Origin of the sequence: Exiguobacterium sp. s28 (assembly GCF_018618135.1) — a bacterium.
GTDB lineage: Bacteria > Bacillota > Bacilli > Exiguobacteriales > Exiguobacteriaceae > Exiguobacterium > Exiguobacterium mexicanum_A.
On the sequence record NZ_JACSLL010000013.1, the window covers coordinates 74,204 to 90,046 of the forward strand.

At 49.7% G+C, this 15,843-nt stretch carries 19 protein-coding genes; 9 read left to right on the plus strand and 10 right to left on the minus strand.

All coding sequences use genetic code 11. The features are described from left to right. The first annotated feature begins 81 nt into the window (after positions 1 to 81). The 3 genes from KNP78_RS12805 to KNP78_RS12815 all read left to right on the plus strand — a co-directional run bounded on the left by KNP78_RS12805 (position 82) and on the right by KNP78_RS12815 (position 3,565). Entirely contained in the window at positions 82 to 1,218 is a 1,137-nt protein-coding gene (locus tag KNP78_RS12805) for an RNA-guided endonuclease TnpB family protein (RefSeq protein ID WP_214824644.1), read from the plus strand. Between the two features lie 428 nt (positions 1,219 to 1,646). Continuing rightward, the gene (locus tag KNP78_RS12810; RefSeq protein WP_034777554.1) at positions 1,647 to 2,507 is read left to right on the plus strand and encodes an ABC transporter permease subunit; all 861 of its coding nucleotides are present in this window, start codon (positions 1,647 to 1,649) and stop codon (positions 2,505 to 2,507) included. Next, positions 2,507 to 3,565, plus strand: a complete 1,059-nt coding sequence (locus KNP78_RS12815) for an ABC transporter permease (protein ID WP_214824647.1) — start codon at positions 2,507 to 2,509, stop codon at positions 3,563 to 3,565. Before KNP78_RS12810 ends, KNP78_RS12815 begins: the two co-directional genes overlap by 1 nt. A gap of 309 nt (positions 3,566 to 3,874) precedes the next feature. On the opposite strand, the gene KNP78_RS12820 is transcribed toward KNP78_RS12815, so the two are convergent. From KNP78_RS12820 to KNP78_RS12830, 3 genes are all read right to left on the minus strand, one after another. Then, entirely contained in the window at positions 3,875 to 4,267 is a 393-nt protein-coding gene (locus KNP78_RS12820; protein ID WP_251128549.1) for a hypothetical protein, read from the minus strand. Positions 4,268 to 4,284: 17 nt separating this feature from the next. Then, on the minus strand, positions 4,285 to 4,701 hold the full coding sequence (gene arr, locus KNP78_RS12825) for an NAD(+)--rifampin ADP-ribosyltransferase (protein ID WP_214824649.1): 417 nt from the start codon (positions 4,699 to 4,701) through the stop codon (positions 4,285 to 4,287). 140 nt (positions 4,702 to 4,841) lie between these two features. Then, positions 4,842 to 5,288 (minus strand): GNAT family N-acetyltransferase, encoded by a 447-nt coding sequence (locus tag KNP78_RS12830; RefSeq protein ID WP_251128550.1) that lies wholly within the window; start codon positions 5,286 to 5,288, stop codon positions 4,842 to 4,844. Positions 5,289 to 5,379: 91 nt separating this feature from the next. Here KNP78_RS12830 and KNP78_RS12835 point away from each other — a divergent pair, with 91 nt between their 5' ends. From KNP78_RS12835 to KNP78_RS12845, 3 genes are read left to right on the plus strand one after another with little or no spacing between them, the layout of a single operon-like run. Beyond that, the gene (locus KNP78_RS12835) at positions 5,380 to 5,901 is read left to right on the plus strand and encodes a Rossmann-fold NAD(P)-binding domain-containing protein (protein WP_214824651.1); all 522 of its coding nucleotides are present in this window, start codon (positions 5,380 to 5,382) and stop codon (positions 5,899 to 5,901) included. Between the two features lie 56 nt (positions 5,902 to 5,957). Then, positions 5,958 to 6,974, plus strand: coding sequence for an aminoglycoside phosphotransferase family protein (locus KNP78_RS12840; protein WP_214824652.1), 1,017 nt, complete (start codon positions 5,958 to 5,960; stop codon positions 6,972 to 6,974). 29 nt (positions 6,975 to 7,003) lie between these two features. Then, positions 7,004 to 7,672, plus strand: a complete 669-nt coding sequence (locus tag KNP78_RS12845) for a hypothetical protein (RefSeq protein ID WP_214824654.1) — start codon at positions 7,004 to 7,006, stop codon at positions 7,670 to 7,672. An 86-nt stretch (positions 7,673 to 7,758) separates the two neighbouring features. Here the strand turns inward: KNP78_RS12845 and KNP78_RS12850 are convergent, their stop codons facing one another. Both KNP78_RS12850 and pyrH read right to left on the minus strand, forming a co-directional pair. Further along, on the minus strand, positions 7,759 to 8,595 hold the full coding sequence (locus tag KNP78_RS12850) for a GGDEF domain-containing protein (protein ID WP_214824662.1): 837 nt from the start codon (positions 8,593 to 8,595) through the stop codon (positions 7,759 to 7,761). Between the two features lie 213 nt (positions 8,596 to 8,808). Then, the gene (gene pyrH, locus KNP78_RS12855; RefSeq protein WP_034777562.1) at positions 8,809 to 9,546 is read right to left on the minus strand and encodes a UMP kinase; all 738 of its coding nucleotides are present in this window, start codon (positions 9,544 to 9,546) and stop codon (positions 8,809 to 8,811) included. A 134-nt stretch (positions 9,547 to 9,680) separates the two neighbouring features. Between pyrH and KNP78_RS12860 the strand changes: the two genes are divergently transcribed. Next, complete coding sequence (locus KNP78_RS12860) at positions 9,681 to 10,592, plus strand: alpha/beta fold hydrolase (protein WP_034777563.1); 912 nt, start codon at positions 9,681 to 9,683, stop codon at positions 10,590 to 10,592. Positions 10,593 to 10,674: 82 nt separating this feature from the next. Here KNP78_RS12860 and KNP78_RS12865 read toward each other — a convergent pair whose 3' ends face one another. From KNP78_RS12865 to KNP78_RS12880, 4 genes are all read right to left on the minus strand, one after another. Then, positions 10,675 to 11,382, minus strand: a complete 708-nt coding sequence (locus KNP78_RS12865; protein ID WP_214824664.1) for a class I SAM-dependent methyltransferase — start codon at positions 11,380 to 11,382, stop codon at positions 10,675 to 10,677. A gap of 313 nt (positions 11,383 to 11,695) precedes the next feature. Beyond that, positions 11,696 to 12,919 carry an MFS transporter gene (locus KNP78_RS12870; protein ID WP_034777566.1) on the minus strand — a complete coding sequence of 408 codons (1,224 nt, stop codon included), beginning with the start codon at positions 12,917 to 12,919 and terminating at the stop codon, positions 11,696 to 11,698. Positions 12,920 to 13,124: 205 nt separating this feature from the next. Continuing rightward, complete coding sequence (locus KNP78_RS12875; RefSeq protein WP_214710154.1) at positions 13,125 to 13,526, minus strand: group-specific protein; 402 nt, start codon at positions 13,524 to 13,526, stop codon at positions 13,125 to 13,127. A gap of 322 nt (positions 13,527 to 13,848) precedes the next feature. After that, positions 13,849 to 14,298 (minus strand): hypothetical protein, encoded by a 450-nt coding sequence (locus KNP78_RS12880; protein WP_214710156.1) that lies wholly within the window; start codon positions 14,296 to 14,298, stop codon positions 13,849 to 13,851. Positions 14,299 to 14,422: 124 nt separating this feature from the next. Here KNP78_RS12880 and KNP78_RS12885 point away from each other — a divergent pair, with 124 nt between their 5' ends. Both KNP78_RS12885 and KNP78_RS12890 read left to right on the plus strand, forming a co-directional pair. Next, a complete protein-coding gene (locus KNP78_RS12885) occupies positions 14,423 to 14,725 on the plus strand; it encodes a hypothetical protein (RefSeq protein ID WP_214710158.1) in 303 nt (100 codons plus the stop codon). A gap of 13 nt (positions 14,726 to 14,738) precedes the next feature. Further along, entirely contained in the window at positions 14,739 to 15,365 is a 627-nt protein-coding gene (locus tag KNP78_RS12890) for a hypothetical protein (RefSeq protein WP_214824666.1), read from the plus strand. Here KNP78_RS12890 and KNP78_RS12895 read toward each other — a convergent pair. Further along, positions 15,362 to 15,688, minus strand: coding sequence for a hypothetical protein (locus KNP78_RS12895; RefSeq protein WP_214710163.1), 327 nt, complete (start codon positions 15,686 to 15,688; stop codon positions 15,362 to 15,364). The two genes, KNP78_RS12890 and KNP78_RS12895, sit on opposite strands and share 4 nt — an antisense overlap. Between the last annotated feature and the right edge of the window lie 155 nt (positions 15,689 to 15,843).

The window sequence follows — 15,843 nt, forward strand, 5'->3', positions numbered from 1 at the left end:
TCCGTCAGATTTACTCGCCCCCTCCGCGGGTATCGGAATGGGACGAGGATGATCCTGAGACCGGGCAGAGGAGGAACGGACATGCTGAAGGGCTACAAATACCGGCTCCACCCGACGGCTACACAGGCCGAGTTCCTGATCAAGACGATCGGCTGCACTCGCTTCATCTACAATAAGTTGCTCGAGGACCGCATCGCCATCCATGAGGAGGCGATGGCGAGCGGCGGGCCGAGGCGGAAACCGCCGACACCGGCCTCCTACAAGCCGCTGTTCCCGTTCCTGTGCGAGGCGGACAGCCTCGCGCTCGCCAACGCGAAGCTGCACCTCGACGCGGCGTTCGCGAAGTTCTTCGCCGGGACGGCCGGCTTCCCGGTGTTCAAGTCGAGACGGAAGGCGCGCGCGTCCTACACGACGAACAACCAGCACGGAACGATTCGCATCGAGGCGGGAAAAGTCCGTCTGCCGAAGGTCGGGTTCATCCGGTTCACACAGCATCGCAGCTTCGACGGGGAGATCCGTTCGGCGACCGTGTCGATGACACGGACGGGCAGGTTCTTCGTGTCGCTCCTCGTCGAGCAGGCTGACGAGCCGTGGGTCCCGGCTGAGCACAAGGTCGGGATCGACCTCGGGCTGGAACACTTCGCCACCATGACGGACGACGATCTCGTCACGGAGAAGATTGCGAACCCGCGCAACCTGCGACAGGCCGAGGCGCGGCTCAAACAAGCGCAGCGTGCCCTCGCCCGCAAGAAGCCCGGCAGCAAGAACCGCGAGAAGGCCCGGCTCCTTTTGGCTAAAAAGCATGAAAAAGTACGGAACCGCCGACACGACTTCCTCCACAAGCTGTCGCGACGCATCGTCGACGAGAACCAAGTCGTCGTGGTCGAGACGCTCCGAACGAGGGAGATGATGCAGGACCGCCGCCTGGCGAAGTCGATCGGGGACGCCGGATGGGGCGAGTTCGTCCGACAACTCGAATATAAATGTAAGTTCCACGGGCGGACGCTGATCAAGGCCGACCCGTGGTTCGCCTCGACCCAGGTCTGCTCGAGCTGCGGCGAGAACGGCGGCAGGAAGGACTTACAAACCCGGGAGTGGACGTGTGCCGCGTGCGGCGCGCACCACGACCGCGACGTCAACGCGAGCCTCAACCTGTTGCGCCTCGCTGAGGATATCATGTCTTCAGGGCAGGGACTGCCCGACGAGCTTGGTCCATAACCGTGGCTGTTCAAAGCACGGTCTTCCCAAGAAGCTCCCACTTCAGGTTGCGAAGCAAGCAAGTGGTGAGTAGTTCACTGATTTTTCTGCCATTCATCCTCTGAATTCAATTATCATTTGAAATCTACTTTTTCGATAAAGCAATAGGGTGAGTGCAATGGATATCGTTGAGTTGTAAAGAACGCCGATTTCAATGTTGAAACTGTCGAAGCAAATGACTATTTAAATTTCTGAAATTTTCGGAATATTGTTTTTATTCATAAATGATTATGATAAAATCATAACAGTGTAAATGGGGAAATTTTACTTTGGGATGAGGGAAATGCTTTATTTTGGAATCGGCTTTTTGGATTCTATAGTTTATGGTCTATAAGCAAGCTCGAAACGGTTATAAGAATGTATTTGTTTTTTGAAAGGGGGAGAACTTAATGAACTTGATTGCTCAAAAATCGGCTCAGTTTTTCATCACCATTTTTGTATTGATTGCAATCAGTGCTTTGCCGTCGCTCGTCGTGCAACTCGAGTTCGTGCCATCGAATTACTGGTACGGGATTCAACAACAATTCAGTCAGTTGGCGAAACTCGATGAGATTACATACTTCAACGTCACAGCGCAACGAGAGTTACCGTTATTGCCAGATCTCGGTCCGCTCATGAAAGAGACGCTTATTATCTTTACGACATCACTTGTTGTCTCAGTTGTGTTCGCCCTTATGTACGCCTATTTCTTTTATCGGAGCGGGAAGCGTGTGCGCACGGTGCTCCAACAAACGAGCCAGACGCTCGAGATGATCCCGGATTTATTTTGGCTCATCTTTTCACAATATCTTGCGATCACGATTCATAAGACGACCGGATTTGATCGAATTGAAGTCGCTGGCGGGTTTGCCGAATACATACGTTTTCTACCGATTTTGACGTTGACGCTTACCATTCTATTCTTCTTCCTCAAATGGTTGACGAAACATATCCTCGAGGAGGAAGCGACACCGTTTCTCGAGTTGGCGCGGGCAAAAGGCGTCCGGCCGGCAGGGTTGTTCTGGAAGCACTTGCTTCCGAATTTGGTGTATCGCTTCTATCTTTTTTTCCGCTCGAATTTGATCACGGTGCTATCGAGTCTCCTGATCATCGAATATTTGTTCAACGTACAAGGGATTTTCCGTTTTGTCGTCTATAATCCTGTGATGCCAATCCTACTCGTGATCTTGTTGGTCGTCTATATCCCGATCTTCATATTGGATTTACTGGCGGAGTGGCTTATCCCGAAATCATGGAAAGGGGAGATTTGATGCGTCGTACGCTGCTACGTGACCCAGTTTTCTTAATCGTTTTTACGATTTTGATGGGCTTGCTATTGTTAAGCATCGGAAATACGATTTTTCGAGATGGTCAAGTCGATCAATTCCTGAACCGTTACTCCGATGAGGGACGGTTGATTGGCATTCCACCGCTCGAACCGTCCAAAGATCAGTGGCTCGGAACCGACCGCGCTGGGAATGATTTGTTTCAAATGATGATCGAAGGGTTCAAATGGACGGTCGGTATTTGTGCGACCGTGGCGCTCGGACGGATGGCGCTTGGATTAGTAGTCGGGATTCCGCTCGCCTTTCGCGGGGCACGGGTGAACCGAATTTTCAAAATGCTGTTAGATGGGTTTTTGATTCTACCGATTTCCCTTCTTGCCATGATGATGCTGTTTTCGTCCCTGTTGTTCGCAGACTCGACGATGGTGCCACCGCTAGTTGATCGCGTGACGCTTCAATTGACGGTCTTCGTGTTGATCGGTCTACCTGCCGTCACGCTGTACCTGATTACAGAAATCCGGCAGTTGCTCCAACAAGAGTTTATGATTGTCGCCGAGACGTTAGGCGGCAGCGTCTGGCATCGAGTGAGGCGACACCTGTGGCCGCACCTCGTCCCGACGATGGTGATCGTCTTCATGCAACAGTTTGTGCAAACATTGATGTTACTCATTCATCTGTCCTTGTTCGGCGTCTTTTTCGGAGGGACCATTTACTTATTCGAAGGTGTGATGCCGACACTGTTTGAGTGGTCGTCGATGTTCGGCTATTATTTCAAGCAGTTCACGGCGACGACCTGGATGACGAGTCACATGTTCCTCGTCCCTGCGATTGGATTGTCGATGCTCGTCTTCCTCAGTAACTTGCTGACAAGCCGCCTCGAGCGGGCGTTCCGGTTACGGCGACAAGAAGCGGTCGTTACGGAAGAGACGATGTCTCAAGCCGAGGCGGCAGCCGCGTCGATCGCGGATCCGTTCACACTCGTGCATGCGGATGGCTCATTTCAAAAGATGAATCAAAAGAAAGCGGACGGCATCACACACTGATGTCATCCGCTTTCTTTTAGTACTTGATTATCGTAAAACTAAGGAGGTAAAGATGGTGAACACGAAGTCGTTTATGCTCGTTTTTGTCTCGGTGTACTTGTTAATGAGTCTTCCTGCAATGCTAGGAATCGGCTATGTGATTGACTGGATACCGGAAGCGAGTCTGTCCCAACAACTTAGGGGATATGTGATCGAAGGATTGACGAATGGATTTCAGCTTAAGATTGCAATCTCAGCGATAGCCAGTCTGGTGCTAATTACCTTGCTGTCGAGACGTAGAGCAAATCAATCGCTTCGATAGACATCGCTTCATTCTTCAACAGGTTGTGCCTTCACTTGCGCCATCCACGCGTCAAGCTTGTTATAGTCGATTTTTCCTGACTTTGCCGCGTAAAAGAAACCGTGGTAGCGGAGCGTGTCCTCACTGTTGATGATGAATTCGTCTAACTCATCTCCGTCTTGATCATATAAGGTGACCCGATACGAGTAACCCATATAGCCGATACTAGGCTTTCCTTTTTGAAATGTGACGTCACTCAAGTTGAGTTCATAACCGCTTTGACCGTCAAACACGTGGATGTGGGACACGCTCGATGGTGACGTCGTGATGACCCGTTGCGGGATAAACGTCGTTGCATACAACAGTCCCACGACGAGACCGATCATCAAGAAATATGTGCGTTTGTTGTGGGATTTGTTCAAGGTGCTTCTCCTTCGTGTCAGTCGTCAATCACATCTTCTCCGGCTTGCCGCAGGTTCTCAAGTGAGGCGAGCATATGCGCGATCACATCGTCAGGGTGACGTTCCCACGCCCCAAGTTCGGCCACGACTTTGAGCGGGGCGCCCGACCGGTACGACCGGGTCGGATTGCCAGGGAAGCGCTTGTCCGTCAAGTTCGGGTCGTTCTCGAAGTCACCCGTCGGTTCGACGACGTAGATTCGTTCACGGGCATTCCCGCTCGCCAGTTCGGCTCCCCATTTGGCGGCGTCGAGGGTGGCCGTGAAATAGATGTAGTTCGACTGCTTGTCTTGGTAGTTCGAGCGTCGCTTCGGTTCTAGCAAGTCCCCAAGTTTCAGTTCGGCTTTCGTTCCGTGGAAAAACGGACCGGGGTCGAGCGGTTTCATGTCATCGGTCATGCTTTATCTCTCCTTCAGTCAGGCTGTCTTCAAAGTATAGTGGATGGATTTAGGAGAACACAGTCTGTTTTTGGTTCGAGAATCGCGATATAATAAAGACGGGAAGAGCGTTCGGCTCTTCCTTTTTTGTTACATAGAATTCAAAGCTGTTTTCGGAACGAATAGCTCGTGATGGCGTAGTCCATTTTGTCTTTATAAAAGCGATGCGCCTCGGTCCGGGCCAGTCCGGACTCGAGGGCGACATATTTGGCACCACTGTCGCGTGCGTATTCATGGACGAAGTGAAGCAACATCTCGCCATATCCCTTCGAGCGATGGTTCACGCACGTCACGAGGTCGTAAATGAAGACGTGTTTCTCGAGATATAGATTGACGCGGAGCTCGATCCCCGCAAGCGAGACGATGGCATCGTCGGCGTATAACGCATATAGTTCATACCCTTGTGGTCGCATGGCGGCGACGAGCTCGCGATAGGCGTCGAGCGTCAGGTCGGTGCGCAGTTGGTTCATGACTGGGAACGATTCATCGAGTTCGTGTGGCGACTCGATTGGTTTGATGGAATAGATGGTCGATGGAATGGGAATCATGCCTCCTTGTGGGGATGTTGTATGTAGATTTCGCTCTCGTAAGACAGGATTCCTTCCATACCTATAAACGGACAGAAGGGACAGATACATCGTGAAACATGCGCTAGTGATCGGCGGCAGCGGGATGCTGGCGGGGACTGTCCTTTGGTTGGCAGAGGTTGGCTATCACGTGTCCATCATTGGACGGAATGCCGAGAAAATGAGCCGATTGACCGAACAAGCACCCGCCCGACTGTCTGCCGTATTGGTCGACTATCGGGACGACTGGCGTCTCAAGGAGGCGCTGCGAAGTTCGATTGCGGATCACGGAGATTTCGACTTGGTCGTTGCCTGGATTCATTCGGGCGCAGCTGACGCCTTAACGTGTATGTTGTCAGCATTACGAGAGGGAACGGACCTGTTCCATGTTCTCGGTAGCCGCGCCAACTCGAGCGTTTTGAGAAAAGGGCTGACGATCCCTCAAGACGTCCGTTATCACCAACTGCAACTCGGTTTTCAAGTCGTGAATGGGGAGCGCCGCTGGTTGACGCATGAAGAGATTGCCAGAGGCGTGATCGAAGCGATTCAAGGAAACAAGACGTATCACGTCGTCGGTATGAACGAGAACGATTAGGTATAAAACGGATTGGATCAGAGGCGATGTTCGTAGAGATTGAAGAGGTGAGATTTATGTTGAAGTTGGCACGAGATGAAGAATTCTTTAAAGACTTGTGTCGGTTGTCTCGACTTGGGGAGTTGAGAAGTCGGCCGACCGCCGTATCAGGTGGATTGTTGCATGATATGTATCAGATTGATACCGACAGCGGGACGTACGCTATCAAGCTGTTGAATCCGCAAATTATGAAGCGTCCTGAGGCGCTCCATAATTTTATTAATTCAGAGCGGATTGCCAACCTCGCTATGAAAAGACTTCCTGCGTTGGCTGCCCACATTGTAGACGGTGAGTCGATTCAAACGATTGACGGTCAATTTTATCTCGTCTTCGATTGGGTGGACGGGACGAGTTTGCCGCCACATGAGATACAGCCGTTTCATTGTGAGCGAATCGGAGACATCTTGGCAACCCTCCATAGCCTCGAAGACACAAAGGTTCTCGTGTCTGATGAAGCGGTGGTCGAAGAAAAAGAAATTGACTGGGATTTCTATGTACAGAAAGGGAACGAACAGCAAGCCGAGTGGGCCAAACGCTTACGAAACACCATCGAAGACTTGTATACGTGGCATCGACAGGCAGTCAAATCGTCAAGCCTGTTCACGACAAACCGTGTCATCAGTCATCGCGACTTGGATTCGAAAAATGTGCTGTGGCACGACGACCGTCCGCTCGTCATCGACTGGGAGTCGGCCGGTTCGATTCATCCGATGCAAGATTTGATGGAGACGGCACTCTATTGGTCGCTAGATGAGGCGGGCGTCGTAAACCGGACCAACTTCTTTTCAAGTATACAAGCTTATGAACAAAAACGAGGACGAAGCGATGTGGATTGGCAACGTGTCTTGTGGTATGGCTATCTCGGGAAGTTGAAATGGCTGGAGTACAACTTGAAACGGTCCCTTCACATCGAGAGTGCGAGCAGTGCGGACCGAGCCACAGGAACGAGCCAAGTCGCCGTAACACTCGAGGATTTACATACATATGCCGCGCAGATTCCTCGGTTACTAACCTGGTTACGTCAAGAAACATAAAAATTCGTACTGAGGAGCTGTCAGCAATAATGAAAATCTTAATCGGTCAACCAAAAATGGAGCAACACCTAGAGCAATTCATTCAAGATATCGAAGCGAACCCTACGGTGGACTTGATCTTGTATCCAGAGGGCTATTGTCAGGTTACCCATCTGGACAAGGTCAAGGAGCTCGCGAAGACGTTTCAGACAACGGTCGTGATGGGCTATCGGAACGAGCAGAACGTGGACCGGGCCCTCATCATCGACAAGCGTGGGGAGACACTGTTGGACCGTGCCAAGACACCGGAGGCGATGCCGCTCTTCATGCCGTCAACCGTCGTTGACGATGGTCACCGATACGGATATGTGCTCTGTCGAGAAATCTTCATGGGGCTGGAAGGACTTAAATCGGAAGAACCCATCCAACTCATCTTCAATCCGATTGGAGTCGGCATGTTCAGTGAAGAACAGTACAGTGACTGGTCTGGTGAAGCGAAAAAGATTGCATTGCAACAACGCTCAATCATTCTCGGGACGAGCCATGCCGATGGGTCGTATCGAAACTGTGGCCATTCGATTCCGATGGCATATTGCTTTGATGAGACGGGAGAGGCGACATTGCTGTCGAAAAACGATACGCGTACCCGGATTGTCGATACGGTTTTAAGGACGATCGAAGTGCTGGATTCGCCTGTCGGAACGGTTCAATGGGGATGACGAGTTGATTTGAGAACACAAAAAAACCTTGAATGCACACTTCTATCAAGTTGTGATCATTCAAAGTTTATTTCATCGGATGTATTTTAACTAGTGAACGAAATTTTCGCATTGATTTCATCAACGACCGCGTTTCCATTTTCTCGATTCACATCATAAAACGTATCCTCATGCGTCAATGACACGTGTTCACCGCTTTGGAGCTCGTACTGTTCGAGTAACGGACGAATCCGGTCATGGACGACGCGGGCGGCCTCTGGGGACGTATGTGGATAGATGATGGCGAACGTGTCTAGGGCGATGCGGTATTTATGATCTGTTCGTCTCGTGGCCAGGTGGAGCTCGTCGCTGAAGTAATTCAAGAACCATTCATACTCGGTCCGTCCAAACCGTTCCTCGAACTGTCTCAACTCAGGAATCTGAATGAACGACACCGTGAAGGCGTCACCGTGGCGAATGAGGCGATCGCGCTCTGCAGTCAAGTCCATCCGAAACCGTTCGGCGTTATCGAGCCACGTCTCAGGGTCGACGGCCACGAGCTGTCGAGCCCGTTCCTCTAACTCGAGCCGTGATAGCTGCACGTTCTTCACGAGTTGATGGACGAGGCCGGACAAAATGGACATGACGAGTAGCAGAACTGTAAAACTGATGCCTCTACCGTTCAAAAACTGAACGTTTCCTGCTTCATAGATGGACGCGAACCATCGGAAATAGATGAATAAAAAGAGGAGGAGCGTGACAGACAGGGTCAGCCCGGCCCGCATCCCGAAGATGAGGGAAGATAAGACGATGGCGGGTAAAATCAAGTAGCCGAGAAGCCCGGTGTTACTCTCAAGCAAAAGGACGGTGTACGCCATCGTGCCGACAATCAGACAAGAGACAAGGACGAACAAATAAAACGATTCATTGTTCCATTGCTTCATGTTCAACCCTCCATTTGTTTCGAATCGGCTCGCCATGAGCCACCTCCTCAATTACCCGCTATATGTGGGGAGTAACCAATCAAAGATGTCCTTACCTTCATTATAGAATATCAGATTGAATCGACGAGCTTATTTTTCGAATCGGGGCGAGTGCGTTCTTCGAGTGAATCAAGTAAACGACACCACCGGCATTTGTGCCGGTGGTGTCGTCAGTTATGGCCCTAAGTTAGTCTGACCGTCGTGAATCAACGTGCCGAGAGATTCGCCCGAACAGATGCGCTTCATCGCGCCCGTCCCTTCGAAGTCGAACACATGGACGGGGAGATGATTGTCTCGCGCGAGGAGCAATGCCGACTGATCCATTACCTTCAAGTCATGGCGCAACACATCGTTATAGTGAAGCGACGTATATTGTCTTGCCGTGCTCGAACGATTCGGATCGTCCGTATAGACGCCGGAGATTCCGTTTTTGGCGACGAACAGGGCGTCGCAGTGCATCTCGACCGCGCGTTGAACTGCCGGATAGTCGGTCGAGACGAACGGCTGACCGTTACCGCCTGCAAAGATGAGGACGTATCCTTTGTCCAGATGGGTGAGTGCCTTCAGTCGAATGTACGGCTCGGCCATGCTCGGAATCGGCATGGCCGTCATGACCCGAACTTCGCGTTCGGTCTTACTCTTCAAGACACCGCGCAGCATCAAGCTGTTGATGACGGTGCCGAGTGTGCCGATGTTGTCAGCCTCGACGCGGTCGATGCCCCATGCGTCTGCCATATTGCCTCGGAAGATGTTCCCTCCGCCGATCATCAGGGAGACGTTGATGCCCATGTCAATCAATGACAGGATTTCATCCGCAATTTGATCGAGGTTGTGTGCATCGAAATTTGAGTTGTCCTCGCCGGCGATGGCCGCCCCGCTCAACTTGATGAGCACGTTTTGATAGTTGTTCATCGTTACACTCCCTTTACGATTCCAAATCTCCAAAATTATATAGGTTTTTCAATTAATTAGCAATGATTTTAAGGTGTCAGTTATAATGGAAAGTGAGATTGTTGGAAACGGGAGAGGAATGGGGGGACATATACATGAAGCATTTTTTGAAAGTGTTTGAGACAGAACTTGAAGTGAATCTTAAAGGAGAGCATGGTACACCGATCGTCATCATGACTGGAATGGGTTGTTCATTCGAGGAGTGGCATGAGGTGACAGAGAAGCTAAGTGCAATGAATCGGGTCATCCTGTATCACCGGCCGGGGATTGGCAGAAGTGAGCAGAGTCAAGGTGAGCGCAACACCGAAGCAACAGTACGCGATTTAAAAGAACTATTACACATTCTGCGTATTGACGAGCCCGTCATCTTGTTAGGACATTCCTACGGAGGACTTTGCGCCCAGCATTTCGCGAAGCGTTATCCATCTGATGTGGCTGCACTCGTGCTCGTTGACTCCACATCGCATGACTTGGAGAGGCTTGATACGCTAGACTTGCCAATCATGAATGAGGGAGCGTCGGATGAGGAATGGCTGAAACAATGTGAGGCGTATGCAGAGCAAACCGAATCAGCGTTAACGCGACGTATCCAAACCGTATTGACACCCAATCAGCTGAAGCTTCCGAGTGATGTTCAAGCAGAATTGATTCAATTTTTCCAAAGACCGAATCTGTATAAAACGATGATTGATGAAGTCAAGAACTGGCATGCGGATGCCCGGTTCATAAAACAGTTAGGAAACCTCGGTGTGATGCCGTTATATGTGATTGGACGCGACGCCGACCATGAAGTCGAACAAGGCATGTTAAACGGTTTTCCTGAATCTGAGTTAAGGTTATTAGAAGCAACGTGGCATCAACTCATTCGTGAACAAACGATGCTCTCAACGACTAGCAAGCTGGTGATTGCGGAACAGGCATCGCATGCTATTCATTTAGATCGTCCGGATGTTATTATTGCTGTGGTAGAAGAACACATTGATCAGATGACTCAAGCGATACAATAAGCCGAATGTCGCCGCAACAACTAAGAAAGAGCCGATTGAGAGAATGGTCTCAATCGGCTCTTTCTGTGTCGAGTATAAGAATTCAGTCCGTTTTTTTGAACAGCGCCGTCCAGAGTGCCGGGACCCCAAAGACGTCTTCAGAACGGTCGGCCTGTCGCATCTTGCGAATCTCGACTTCCTCGAACGAATGGAAGATGGACCGAAGTTTTTCAGGCGTGAAGCCGAGCCCGCCGTTCAGGTTTCTTCGGCGATACACTTCCCAGTCCGTGATGTCCGAGCCGCCGAGCTCGCCACCTTCCACGAAGCATGTGATTGCAAAGTGACCGTCTGGTTTTAGCGTTTTCCAGACTAAATCGATATACTGTTTTCTTCGATGCGGCGCGATATGGTGAAAACAACCTGAATCATAAATGACGTCGTAGGTGGGCTCTTTTAGTTTCACATCAAACAGATTGTCATGCATGAAGTTCACTTCCACTTGTTTCTTAAGGGCGCGTTCTTTGGCCCATTCAATCGACGTGATGGACAAATCGATGGCATCAACCGTACATCCGTTCTCCGCAAAATAGATGGCGTTGCGTCCAGGACCGCTCCCTAACTCCAAAACGTGACACGGTGCTAGGATATCCCGCTCAAAATAGCTGACCAAGTTTTCATCAGGCTTGTTCACAAAGAAGGGGATGCGCTTGTCTCGATCTGCGTAAAACGAGTCCCAAAACTCACTCGGTTCCCTCAACAGAGAGTCCAACATATTCAATAAATCTTCTTCAGTTCGAATCGTCTCTTTCATGGTATCCCCCGCTTTTATAGTTTCTTGAACACTCCTTAATTATACGATTTTTTCCAAATGTGAGGATATCAGGTACATGACATTCAGGTTAATTCATCTCGGATTTGAAGGTAGTAGATGGACCGGAAAATCGTGTGTAAATGCCTAAGGGAAGGGAGTATAGCTCGTGAACTCAATTTCCATGTCCTCCATTGCAGTTTATTCACAATCGATTAAATAAAGGTTTTTGAGAGTGTGAGGTGAATGATCCGATAGCAATGATTCCTATTTATTACAACTATTATAATTATGTTACAAATGAGGCAGTTTAGACTTACGAGACATTCTCTTCAACGACGACCGCCTCATACATCCCTCGTTTTGAACGTTCGAGCACAATCCGAACCGTGACCAAGCCGACGAGCAAGAAAGCGAGTGAGAAGGCGACATACGTCGAGCGAATCCCGACATATTCAGCGAGGAGACCGATGCCGAACGTCAACCCGATAATCAAGACGGACTCCGCTACGTTGATCACCCCGGAGAAGCGGCCCATCAGGTCGGTCGGGACATTGTTTTGATAGAACGACAAGAAGCCGGTGTTCGCGAACGACAAGGCGAACGTGAGCAGGAAGAATCCGACCGCTGCGACCACGAATGACTCGGAGAAGGCGAAGACGAGATAGCCGACAGGTGTTAGGATGGCACCGAAACTGATTAGGAACGGTAACGTCAGCCGGGCACTGAACGTCGCGTTGATGATGGAACCAGCGATAATCCCTGCTCCGGCAACACTGACGAGAAAACCGTAGCGACTCTCAGAGAAGTTGAGCACTTGCGTCGCGAACGACGCCTCGAGCGAGTCGAGCCCCGACATGAAAATCGTCATGACGCAGAATAGGCCATAGACGAGTGTCACGTAACGCATGGTCGATGCGAATCGGACGACCGTTTTCCAATCATCGAGAATCATGCGCAGGTTGAACACTTCGACTTCGTCGCGGGCCGTGAACAACTTCGGTAGTAGGGAGAGGATTCCGACAGACACGAGCAACGCCAGCGCGTTCAATTGTATCGCGAGCGCGGGTGTACCGATCATGAACAACAATCCCGCGATGGCCGGGCCTAATATGAATCCGGCCGATTGGACGAAATTTTTCATGGCGTTGAACCGTTGACGGTCACCGCTTGGGACGAGCTTGGTCATATAGACGTGGGAGGCCGATTCGAAGACGGAACTCGCGATGTTCAATAGAAACACGAGCAAGTAGATGAGCGCGAGTGAGTCGATGAAAGCGAGACTGAAGACGACGACGGCGCGGAGCGCATCAAGCCACATCATCAAGCGGCGTGTATCGGTACGGTCGATGACCGAGCCTGACCAAACGTTCGCGCATAGTGCCGCGAGCGGGACCAGAATGTAGAGGACCGAGACGGCGAACGGCGATTGCGTCATCTCGAGAACAATCAAGTTGAGGGCGATGAAATACACCCAGGCGCCGAGGTTCGAGATGCCGACGCCAGTTAGTAAGAGTAAAGTGTGTTTCCAAGTATTCATCGCAATCGTCCCCGTTCAAAGTAGATTTTGAACAGTATGTCACAAAAATGATTGATATACCAGATAAATCCAATCCACTTCAATTTTTTATGAATTTGATTATCCGGCTTGCTCGCTTTCCATAGATTGGACAAAGAGGCTGCGATATACTTTTTGACAGAGCCAGATGGCTCTCGAAATGATTGTTGCAAGCCGAGCAGGTGACTTAACGCGCTGTACCAGCGAAGTAGACTGTGATGGCCTTAGGCACATCCTCGAGCGGTCCTGTCAATTGGACGACATGATTTAGATGATAGAACGTGCTCGTCGTCTCGACATCGTCGAAGCGATTCGTGGCGTCATGGACGAACACGGGAACACCAGCACCGAGGGCAATCCCGAGCTCGATATGGCTGCTGTTGCCGGCCGGCAGTAAAATGATGACGAAGTCCGAAGCCTTGATCGTCTCGAACTCACTCGTGCCGATGGCTCGCAAGTTTTCAAGTGTCGTGGCACGGTCGTTCGTCGTCCAGTCATATGTATGCGCGTGACCTTGCGAGAGTAGGCGATCACGCAGCGCTCTCACTCGTTCGATGTTGGCAAAGCTTGAGCCGATATAGAAGTTCATATGAGTCCTCCTAGCATATGTCATGTCGAGTGATTCATGTTGATGGCAATAACTTACCACAAGATATACAGGGAAATGAGTCCAAGCATCAAGAGTATGCCGATACCAACGAAAATGGACTTGGATCGATGCCATCCTCGATATTTGGAAAGATGCACTGTTAATCCGATTGAAGAGGTTATCAACAATATCATCGTTCCAAGTATCCACACGAATCCTGGCCCAATCCAATTCGGGGAGAACAAAACGTAAACGATGGATATGAAAAGGCTCGTGCCGCTAATCATCACCGCTTGAAAACGACGCGTCACATGACTTCCGTTCATTGTTTGACTCGATCGAATCGTGTCACCGCTACTTCATGAACGATAAGCAACAAAATCGCGATGAAAAAGATGAGCAATGCGACGTATTCCGGATTGACGTTCAGGAAGTAATTGAGCCCGAACAGTGGCGTCACGAATATGATATAGAGCGGATACTGAATCGCAAACAAGGCGTCCAACACCACGATGTCATACATATATGTTTCGAAGCTATTTAATGTGAAGACAGTGACACTTGCGAACAAAATAGCCATGATGAACAGTTTGGCGGCACGGTTTCGAAGTAAACACGTCCCAAGCATGCAAACGAGCAGTAAGCCGGATGCGAAAGCATGAATTGGGTGAATCTCTGCATCAGGAAACATGAAGGATGGAATCAGGTTCACGATGAACGCGAGTATATAGACCGATGACAAGATGACGAGGCATTTCTTTGAATTAGCCATTTCTGAACCCCTTTCTTGATGAGGGTTATATTTACATTTACTTACAAGTGTAATTTTACACTAAAGGGATAGTGTGTCAAGATGAACAGGTGGAGTTAGACCAAAAAAGAAAGGTGGAACAACAATGACAAAAGAGGAATTGAAAGCACTATTGCCGATAGAAGAGGTCGAAATCAAACTCGAAGATGTGGAAGGATTGCCGCGCTTCGCATTCGTTAACGAGCGTGAACGTTTCGAGGAAGTACAGGAGGAGTATCAGGACGACGAGGAGCCATGGCCGGACGGGCTTTATATCATCGGGTATGAGGACTTTTTAGGGGACCCCATTTGTGTGAACATCGAGTCGAATCACGCCATCATCGTCAGTCATGAGACGTTCGAAGTGGATGAGATGTTGTCGACTTCCGTCAAGGATTGGTTACGGTAAGGTGGGCGAGCCATTGTTTGAGCAACAAGTCATCATTTCATCCTTAGGTGAGGAGGAAATGAAGCATCAGATGTTCACGATAGTCGGTGCTTCAAAAAAAGCAACGCTGTTAACGAGGGCCGACGCTGCACAACTTCGTGCTTTACAAGAAACCGATTTGCGGTTCATCCGCGTTGGTTACGACAGCGTTGGGAGTTGGTTAGCGATCGATTTAGGCAATGGGGAGCTATTTTTTTGTAACGACGAATACAGACCGAGTGATGTGATTCGCACACCGATTGAAACGGTTATGAACTGGGCCCCGACGACAGAGCGACTATTGCTCTTGACGCAACGTTTAAAGCGCGGAGAGTTGTCTGAACAAGAACTTCCTCGAAAACGTTATACCCCGACGTTCGAAGAGATGATCAAATGGGTTTTGTATGTGAAGGAGGGCTTAGTGACGCGGGAAGACGTATCCGATTGGGCCGGACGTGTGCTTCAGCAGTCAGATGACGACCTCATTGTGGGCATGACGACTGATTCACTTGTCTGGTTAAACGGGATCGATTTACCCGACGGAGACAGCGGTTACTTACATGATGAATCGGATCTGGATGAATGGGTCTTGCAACTTGAAAGGAAGATTGATGAGCTTTAGTAAGTTGGAGTCGTAAAAAACGTCCAAACCACACACATCATATGAATCGTCGCAAGTGTATAAAGGACAGCGAGTAAACCGAATAGGCGCGGGTTGTCACGATTCTTGAAATAGCGAATCGTGTATTCTGAAATGATTGCGCTAGTGAGTGGAATCACGGAGAACATCATGAGGAAGGGCAAATACATGAAAGTCTCGAGGTCGATGAGCGCAACGATGAAATGGTCTTGATCGATCAGGACAGTCTCTATATACAAATACTGACGAATGAGGATATAAATCCATGCCACAAACGATAAAATGCCTAGCAGATGAATGCGCAAATTACATTCTCCTTCTTGTTATAAATTGGATATTGATTGAAATGATTAGGCTCATCAGCATAAGGTGTGGTTGACGCATAAAATCCATCAGATTTTGAATTGAACATAGAAAAAAAGCGAAAACCCCGGTATCGTAATTGTTGCCTAGACAAACC